The following is an 8,560-nucleotide window of genomic DNA, read 5'->3' as shown; positions in this document are numbered from 1 at the left end:
CTTTATATGCAGTTTCTACTCTATCCCATCTTTTATCTCTATCCATAGCGTAAAATCTACCGCTGATTGAGGCTATTGGGAATTTATCTTGTAAAGATTTTATAAAATGTATCCCGCTTTTTGGACTGACATCACGACCATCGGTTATAGCGTGGGCGTAGATCTCTTTACCATTTTGGGAGCAAATTTGGCACACAGCATCAAAGTGATTAATATGTGAATGCACACCGCCATCACTATAAAGCCCGATTATATGGACACGGCTTACTTTGTTTAAAAGCTCTTTGAGTGCTATATTCTCTTTTAATAAATCAGATTCTATAGCTTTATCTATCTTGACTAAATTTTGATATAAAATTCTTCCACTTCCAATAGTCATATGACCAACTTCGCTATTTCCCATTTGACCATCAGGTAATCCTACGGCTAAGCCACTAGTTTTTAGTAGGTTTTTAGCAGCATTAGCTTCAAGCCACTCATAGGTTGGCTTTTTAGCAGCATTGAATGCATTAAATTCGCTACTAGGGTTAAATCCAATTCCATCAGTGATTACTAATATAGCTTTTTTGCTCATTTGGTTATGTCCTTATTTAAGCATATTTTAGGCGCAATTTTAACATTGATTTATAAATAATTATAATTTTTTGAAAGTTTTTAAATAAATTTACCCAATTATTATCAAAAATTTATATAATCTTACCCTAAATTTATCTTAGGATTTTTGGTGTTTTATTATATTTACGAATTTTTTGGTCTGAATTTTTTTAGTTATATTAGCGTTCGTGCTGGGATTAGCTTTTTTTTAGCTTTTGTTTTAACTCTGTTTTTGATGCCTAAATTTATATCTTGGGCAAGAGCTAAAAATGCCAATCAACCAATCTATGAACTTGCCCCACAATCTCACCAGCAAAAGGGCAAAACTCCTACTATGGGCGGCGTTGTTTTTATTATTTGTGCAGTAGTAGCTACGCTTTTTAGTGCAAATTTAAGCAATTCTTTTGTACTCATTGGGCTTTTTGTATTAAGTGGATTTTGTCTGCTAGGGTTTTATGATGATTATAGCAAGATTGTTGGTAAGCAAAATCATGCTGGATTACACGCTAGGGTTAAATTTGCTTTTCAGATTGGGCTTGGTGTGATAGCTGCTATGTTTTTATACTTTTATAGTGGGCTTGATTCTTTATTTTATTTACCGTTTTATAAGCATGCGATTTTAGATATATCTATTTTTGCGATGCTATTTTGGGTTTTGGTATTTACTTCAGCATCTAATGCAGTAAATTTAACAGATGGATTAGATGGGCTTGCTAGTGTGCCTTCAATTTTTGGATTGGTTAGTCTTGGGATATTTGCTTATTTGATGGGAAATGCAGTTTATAGCTCTTATTTATTGCTACCTAAGGTGGTAAATTTAGGCGAAGTTGTAATTTTGGTTACTGCTGTTATTGGGGCGCTTTTTGGTTTTTTGTGGTTTAATTGCTATCCGGCTGAAGTTTTTATGGGCGATAGCGGAAGTCTTAGTATTGGTGCGTTTATAGGATATATGGGGATAGTAACCAAAAATGAGTTGTTGCTTATTATAATCGGGTTTGTATTTGTGGTTGAGACTTTGTCAGTGATTTTACAAGTTGGTAGTTTTAAGATTAGAAAAAAAAGAGTATTTCTAATGGCGCCTTTGCATCATCATTTTGAGATGAAAGGCTGGAGTGAAAACAAGATAATAGTGCGGTTTTGGATGATAGCTTTGGTGGCAAATTTGATTGCTTTGATAGCTTTAAAATTAAGGTAAGAATATGATAAAATCTCTATTTGGATATGCTAAAACTACAGAATCAATAGCTAAAAGTGGCGGATGGAATATTTATGATGATAAATTTAAAGTAGCAAGTAGCGATGAGTATGGAAATACTCTATTGCCTGTTGATAAATTTGATCCAAATATTAGTCAATTAGAGATACCAAGTCCTGGATTTCCTCCATCGCATAAATTAATAAAAAGTGCTAAAAATTTAATTAGTGAGTATGATTATTTTATAAATCATACCCCAAAAAGTATCTGGATAAGTGGCACTAATGGCAAGACTACAACAACTAAGATGACTCAGCATTTGCTAGAAAATCGTGGCGCTATAATGGGTGGCAATGTCGGTATTCCTCTTGGTGAGTTAATTGGTAAGGGGGCTAAAATTTGGATTTTAGAGACTAGCTCTTTTACTATGCATTATACTAAATTTGCTACTCCTGATATATATGCGCTACTTCCTATTAGCGATGACCATATAAGCTGGCATGGTAGCGCTAAAGAGTATATAAATGCTAAGCTAAAGCCATTATTAATGATGAAAGAAGGCAGCGTGGCAATCATTCCTAAAGAGTATGAAAAATCAATAAAATCACACGCTAAAATAATATTTTATAATGATGAAATTGATCTGGCTAATAAATTTAATATAGATATTGGTAGGATTGATTTTAGAGTGCCATTTTTGATGGATGCGATTATGGCACTTTGTATTGAGAATATTATATTTAGTCGCTCTAGTATCGATCTGTTAAATCAATTTATCATTGAGCCTCATAAGCTTGAAGAGTTAAAAGATGCCAAAGGTAGATTATGGGTCAATGATACTAAGGCTACAAATATAGATGCAAGCCTTCAGGCTTTAGCTAGATATGATGGATTTAAGATTCATATTATATTAGGTGGCGATGATAAGGGTGTTAGCATAGAAAAAGTAGTAGCTAGAGCCGCTAAGCAGGGAGCTACTATTTATGCTATTGGCTCAAATTGTGATGATATAGAAAAGATGGGCAATAAATTTGGTGCTAAAGTGTTTAATGCCAAAGAGCTTTATAATGCTGTAAATTTGATAGATAAAGAGATGAATATAGGTGATGTAGCTTTGCTTAGTCCAGCGTGTGCTAGTTTGGATCAGTTTAGCTCATATGCACATCGTGGAGATAAATTTAAAGAATTTATAGCAAAAATTATATAAATTCTTAAATTTGAGTAGAATTTTATCTATATTTAAGCTTTAAAGAGGTATAATTACAATTCATTTTTAAGGTGGTTGGATAGCTCAGTCGGTAGAGCAGCAGACTGAAAATCTGCGTGTCGGCAGTTCGATTCTGCCTCTAACCACCATCTATTCTTTTCATTCATTTTATTTCAATTTAAATTTTTCAATTTTTTCCCTTATTTTCAAACTTTGGGAGCATTGTTCTTTTGCATTTGATTACTTTTAATTCATTTTGATTGATTTTATTGCAAATCTATTAGGGAATTAATTAGGGAACTTTTAATCGTTAAGGAAAAATTGCTCAAAAAATATGAACCTAATAAGGAAAAAAATGAGTAATATTGCAAAAAAATATCTACAAGATAGAGATATCAAAAATCTTATAGCAAGATCTACGCAGTATAAAAAAGTTGTTGGCAATCCAAAAGAGCTATACATATTAGTCAGCCCTAAAGGAAATAAAACTTTTTCGCTTAGATATAAAGACGAAATTTCTAAAAAAGATAAGTTTTATAAAATTGGAGAGTGGCGTGAGAGTATTTTTACCACTCAAATGGCTAGAGCTAAAGCCATTCAAATATTAAGAGATCTAAATAACGGCGATACTACTTTTGAAACTCTTAAAGATACTCAAGATAGAAAATATACATATGAAAATCTTTTTTATGGCATAATAGAACATAAGCGTAAAAATGGTAAAAAAGAGAGCTATCTTAAAAAAGTAGTTATTAGACATCAAAAATATTTTTTACCATCCTTTGGAAAAATGGATGTAAAAGAGATAAAATATAGCCAAATAAAAGAGATATTAAGTGCGATTTTCAATCCATATGATCCGACTAAAAACAGACTTGAGACCATTCATCGTTTAATCGACAATATCAACGAAGTTTTTACAATAGCAGAAAGAGATAAGTATATCGATAAAAATTTTGTATCTGCTTTGCATAGCGAATTTCCTACATCTCGCAATTATAAACATAAGCACGGAATTGATAGTAGATTACCAGCGATAATCGATGATAAGTTATTAGCTCAATTTTTGCACGATTTAAAATGTGATGGCAGAATGGATTTACAAACCAAAAGGGCTATCTATCTACAAATTCTTTGCGTAAATCGACCTATTAATACAGCTAGTATTAGATGGGAATATGTAAATTTGAATGAAAAAACTTGGACTATACCAGCTCAAGAGATGAAAATGGGCTATCTCCATCAAATCGCTCTAAATTCTTACGCAATCGACATTTTAAACGAGCAAAAGAACTTCTGTATTATGGATAATGGTTTTGTATTTCCTGCATTTAATAAAGAGGGTCATATACACAAAGATAGCCTTAATAAAGCAATTATAAAGCTAAATGGTGGCAAGTATAAGGGCTTGGCTACATCTCACGGATTTAGGGCTACTTTTAGAACCATATGTTCAAGAAATAAAGTAGATCTTTTAAAAATAGGTATAAGTGATGAAGTTATAGAGACAGCACTAGCACACAAAGAGAGTGATATGATTAAATTTGCATATGAAAGAAGTAAAAGCACAAAAGAACAACTAGAAAACCTAATGCAGTGGTATGGGGATTATTTAAATAGATTAGAACCGTTTTAATAAAAGGAGATAGTATGAAAACTTTAGATAAAGAAAAAGTAACACCAAAATTTAAAAAATTCAACATTGAAAACTCAAATTTGGTGCTACAACCGAAAGATATTGCGGATTATATCCCAAAATGGCTTATAAATGGCTTTGCTGAGAAGCATAAATTGATTAGTCTTTATGCTATGCCAGGTCAAGGCAAGAGCATAACAACCTTATATTTGGCTTGCTATATATTAGAAAACAAACTGATTAATAAGATAATTTATATCGATATGGATAACGGCTTAGGAACGCTTAAGAGCCGTGGATTAGAAAGACTGCTTATTAAATATGGTGAAAGCTTAAAATATATTAGTACATCTAAGAAGGCTACACAAGATTTTATTTATAGTGAAGTTATACGCAAATTATCAGAGAATGCTAGTGATAGCAATAACGATACACTTATTATATTTGATAGTATACGAAATTTTATCAAAGGCTCAATGAGTGTTGATAATGATGTTATGCCTACACTTAATGCAATGCAAAAGATGAGAAATTATTATGCTGGTGTTTGGTTTTTAAATCATCAAAGTAAGCAAGATTTTACAGGCGAAAATAATAAAGCCTATAAAGGTGCAACGGCGTTTTTTGATAGTTGCGATGAAGCTTATTTTGTTAAAAAGATAAGTAGAACAGATAATCGTTTGATTACTACGCTAGAGCCAATGAAACAAAGAGATGATACGCAACCCCAAGCGATTGTTATAGATACAGATAATTTAAGTATTAAATTTGAAGACTTTATTTTACACTCATTAAATGAAAAACAGAGCCAAGCTTTAGAGTATATTAAAGAAGTTATTCTAGATAATCCAAATGGAATAACGCAAACAGATCTGCTCAAAAAAGTAAAAAGATCAGCCGCAGCAGATGAAACTGAAATATGTGGAGCAAATTCAATGTTGAAATTGCTAAATCATTTTGCAGGAAAATTATACCGAATTTCTACTGGAAATGTTAGAAATAGTTGTATTTATTATCCATTGACTTAAGTTAAGCGAACTTGTGAGCTTATCTTAAGTAGCCACGCAGTGCAAATTACTACTTTAAAAATTATGAGTTTGCGATATAATCTTTTAAGGTGGTTAATTTGCAAATTAACCACCTATTCGCAAAAGCTCAAGGTAGTAATTTGCTTTTTTGCTTGACTTTAGCTTAGCAAGTTAGCTATAATTTCAAGCAAAAAAGGATGCATATGATACAAGCTAAAATCGATAATGCAGATTATATTTATATTGAAAAATTAAAAGCAAAAAATGAGAGACAACTTAAAGTAATGCTTGATACTTTAGAAAAAGAAGCAATCAAAATTAAAATAGAGCAAACAAAGCTAGAGAATAAACTAAAAGATAAAATAAAAAAAAGCCATTTTGTAAAAGATATTTTGATGGAAAGATGGAGACAACCAAGCCAAGAACTTTTAGAAGCAATACAAGAGATCCAAAATGGTGGCGGAACTGTCTGCACTTCGATGGAAGAATTTGATAAGCAGATGGCAGAAGATTGATGAAATATAACATTAAATATGCTACAAAATTTAAAAAGCATTATAAGAGATTAAACGCTAAAGATCAGCAAGAAGCAAGAGCGGTTATTAATCGTTTATCAAATGATGAAATTTTAGAGATAAAATATAGAGACCACGCATTGCAAGGCGATTTGATTGGCTTTAGAGAGTGCCACTTAAAACCCGATTTATTACTAATATATCAAAAGCAAAATAGAGAATTGATACTTTATTGCTTTGATATAGGCTCACATAGTGAGCTATTTTAATGAGTCAAATCTCAAGTATAAATTTTAAAAAGTCTAACGCTATACAAACAAGGCACAACGATAGGGATCTGCCACCAAACTACCTAATAAGCGATAGCGGTTGCGAGTGTAACCGCAGCCATCAAGAAGCACTAAGGCTAAAAAATGCAATTACCCAAGAATCAATAGAGAACTACACAAGAACCACTAAGCAAAAATTCCAAGCAAAAAGCTACGAGTGGTCAGCAGTGGTAAATATCAAGCCTGATACCACGATGAAAGATTTAGAGCGACTAGCAGAGCATTTTGAAACTAAATATGGCTTTCAATGCTATCAAATAGCGATACATAGAGATGAAGGACATATTAATGATTATGGAGAAAAAGTTATCAATCATCACGCACACCTTGAATTCATTACACTTGATAAGCACACTGGCAAAAGTCTATTCAGAGCCGACTTGCAAAAAGCAAAAGCTTTAAGGCAAATGCAGACTGAAGTCGCTGAAATTTTAGGTATGGAGCGTGGAGTAGATAAGCGAATTTCTAAGCGTGAGCGAATAGAGCCACGCAAATTCGCTCAGATGAAAGAAGCTGAACGCAAAGAACAAGCTAAACTAAAAGCAGAGCATAAACAAGAGCTAGAGAGTAAAGAAGCAGAACTAAAATTTAAAGACACTAAACTAGAACAAGAAAAGCTTAGCAAAAAGCAACTTGAAAAGCTTATAGAAGCAGAGCGTAAAGCTATGCTACAAGAGAATAAAGAGCTAAAAGAAGCTAATCAACAAGCAATCTACATCGCAGATGACTATAAACGCCTAAGAGCTATCAAAGAGCAGCAAGATATCACAATACAAGAGCTAAACGAGCAGATACAGCGCATTAAGGATGAAGCTAAAGAGCGAGAAAATTTCAAAAATAGGCTTTTAAATGAATTAGATAAAGTTTTAGAGCTAGATACTAAAAATCAAGATGACTTCAGTGCAGCAAAAACGCACTTAGAAAAAATTCAATCAATACAAACTGAGCTAAAAGAGCAACAAAATAATGCTATAAAGCCACTAAAAATAGGCTTTAAATCAGAGCTTTTTGATGAAATGTATCAAGATATTAGTAAAGAAATATATATATCTAAACTTTACTTTGATAAAGAGCAAAAAGCAATCATAAACAAATCAGACAACTGGAAAATCACAGATAGCGACACTACATTAAGCATTACAAATTTTAACTCCGAGAGTGTATCTATAATGCTTAAACTAGCACAAAAAAAAGGGTGGGATTTAGATTTTATCGAAGTTTCAGGCTCTAAAGAGTTCAAAGCAGAAGTTGCTAAGCAAATCAAAGAGATTAAAGAAAACGAAAAAAACACAGAAATCCAGCGACTAAAATCCATAAATAGAGATTTAGAAGTTGCAAATAATTCTAAAGTCGATTTGAATGAGATCAAACCTAATGAGCTGGTAAAGCATTTAAATGACGACAAGCTTTGGGAATTGTGTTGCTATTTTTCAGAATTAAGCAAAAACAATCGCTATGCGTCCATTTTAAAACACAAAAATGAAATCTTTGGTGATGTAATAAAAAGCACTACGGCTACATATTTTCCAGAACCAAAAAATGACGAAATTTTTCAAAGTGTTATGGATTTTGCTAGAAATCATAGCTATTTAGCAGATACTCATCCTAATTTTTTTCAAAATATTATAAATGGCGTGGAAGCTGGTGCAGAGCTTATGCAAAAGCAAAACCAAATTCACATTCACAAATCTAGAGGTAGATAAATTTTTCTTTACTGGTGAATGTAGTCAAAGTAAGATTTTGATTTTACCAGTAAAAGAAAATTTCTTTTCTTATTGGTAAAATTAAGCTATAAAATCGCCATTGTTTCACAGTTTTTTAGTTTTTTACAGTTTTTTAAGTGCATTAAAAAACTGAATTGTATCATCAAATATCGATAAAATCGAACTTTTAGAGTAAAATAAATTTCAGTTTTTTAATTTTTTAACCTATGTAGATAGATATAAAAAATTAAATTTGCCATCAAATATCGATAAAATCGTGATTTTAGCCAACTAATCATTTTAATTCTTAGTCTAGTAATTTATCTAAAATATAGGTATATTTTAAAATATAT

The 8,560-nt window shown here is 31.9% G+C and carries 7 protein-coding genes, 1 tRNA gene and 1 pseudogene; 8 read left to right on the top strand and 1 reads right to left on the bottom strand.

Translation table 11 applies throughout. The features are described 5' to 3' along the window. Positions 1-574 (bottom strand): annotated as a pseudogene (locus J6V67_RS05455) (phosphoglycerate mutase (2,3-diphosphoglycerate-independent)); the annotation flags it as partial. 150 nt (positions 575-724) lie between these two features. On the opposite strand from J6V67_RS05455, the gene mraY reads away from it, so the two are divergent. From mraY to J6V67_RS05415, 8 genes are all read left to right on the top strand, one after another. Further along, complete coding sequence (mraY, locus tag J6V67_RS05450) at positions 725-1,789, top strand: phospho-N-acetylmuramoyl-pentapeptide-transferase (protein ID WP_291859891.1); 1,065 nt, start codon at positions 725-727, stop codon at positions 1,787-1,789. 4 nt (positions 1,790-1,793) lie between these two features. Further along, complete coding sequence (murD, locus tag J6V67_RS05445; protein ID WP_291859887.1) at positions 1,794-2,996, top strand: UDP-N-acetylmuramoyl-L-alanine--D-glutamate ligase; 1,203 nt, start codon at positions 1,794-1,796, stop codon at positions 2,994-2,996. Positions 2,997-3,069: 73 nt separating this feature from the next. Beyond that, positions 3,070-3,145 (top strand) — tRNA-Phe (locus J6V67_RS05440). A gap of 206 nt (positions 3,146-3,351) precedes the next feature. Further along, positions 3,352-4,632, top strand: coding sequence for a site-specific integrase (locus tag J6V67_RS05435; RefSeq protein WP_291859884.1), 1,281 nt, complete (start codon positions 3,352-3,354; stop codon positions 4,630-4,632). 14 nt (positions 4,633-4,646) lie between these two features. Beyond that, a complete protein-coding gene (locus J6V67_RS05430; protein ID WP_291859881.1) occupies positions 4,647-5,660 on the top strand; it encodes an AAA family ATPase in 1,014 nt (337 codons plus the stop codon). A 203-nt stretch (positions 5,661-5,863) separates the two neighbouring features. Continuing rightward, on the top strand, positions 5,864-6,175 hold the full coding sequence (locus tag J6V67_RS05425) for a hypothetical protein (RefSeq protein WP_291859877.1): 312 nt from the start codon (positions 5,864-5,866) through the stop codon (positions 6,173-6,175). Then, positions 6,175-6,444 (top strand): type II toxin-antitoxin system YafQ family toxin, encoded by a 270-nt coding sequence (locus J6V67_RS05420; RefSeq protein ID WP_291859874.1) that lies wholly within the window; start codon positions 6,175-6,177, stop codon positions 6,442-6,444. The genes J6V67_RS05425 and J6V67_RS05420 overlap by 1 nt, the downstream gene beginning before the upstream one ends. Further along, the gene (locus tag J6V67_RS05415; RefSeq protein WP_291859871.1) at positions 6,444-8,207 is read left to right on the top strand and encodes an LPD7 domain-containing protein; all 1,764 of its coding nucleotides are present in this window, start codon (positions 6,444-6,446) and stop codon (positions 8,205-8,207) included. The genes J6V67_RS05420 and J6V67_RS05415 overlap by 1 nt, the downstream gene beginning before the upstream one ends. The last annotated feature ends 353 nt before the right edge of the window (positions 8,208-8,560 follow it).

The sequence above is a fragment of the Campylobacter sp. genome (assembly GCF_017646085.1).
Classification (GTDB): Bacteria; Campylobacterota; Campylobacteria; order Campylobacterales; family Campylobacteraceae; genus Campylobacter.
Note: the sequence above shows the minus strand (reverse complement) of the source record. Positions and strands in the feature narration are given on the sequence as shown.

Coding starts and splice junctions, on each gene's coding strand:
- murD (WP_291859887.1), top strand. CDS start 1,794: ATGATAAAATCTCTATTTGGATATGCTAAAACTACAGAATCAATAGCT.
- J6V67_RS05420 (WP_291859874.1), top strand. CDS start 6,175: ATGAAATATAACATTAAATATGCTACAAAATTTAAAAAGCATTATAAG.
- J6V67_RS05425 (WP_291859877.1), top strand. CDS start 5,864: ATGATACAAGCTAAAATCGATAATGCAGATTATATTTATATTGAAAAA.
- J6V67_RS05435 (WP_291859884.1), top strand. CDS start 3,352: ATGAGTAATATTGCAAAAAAATATCTACAAGATAGAGATATCAAAAAT.
- J6V67_RS05415 (WP_291859871.1), top strand. CDS start 6,444: ATGAGTCAAATCTCAAGTATAAATTTTAAAAAGTCTAACGCTATACAA.
- J6V67_RS05430 (WP_291859881.1), top strand. CDS start 4,647: ATGAAAACTTTAGATAAAGAAAAAGTAACACCAAAATTTAAAAAATTC.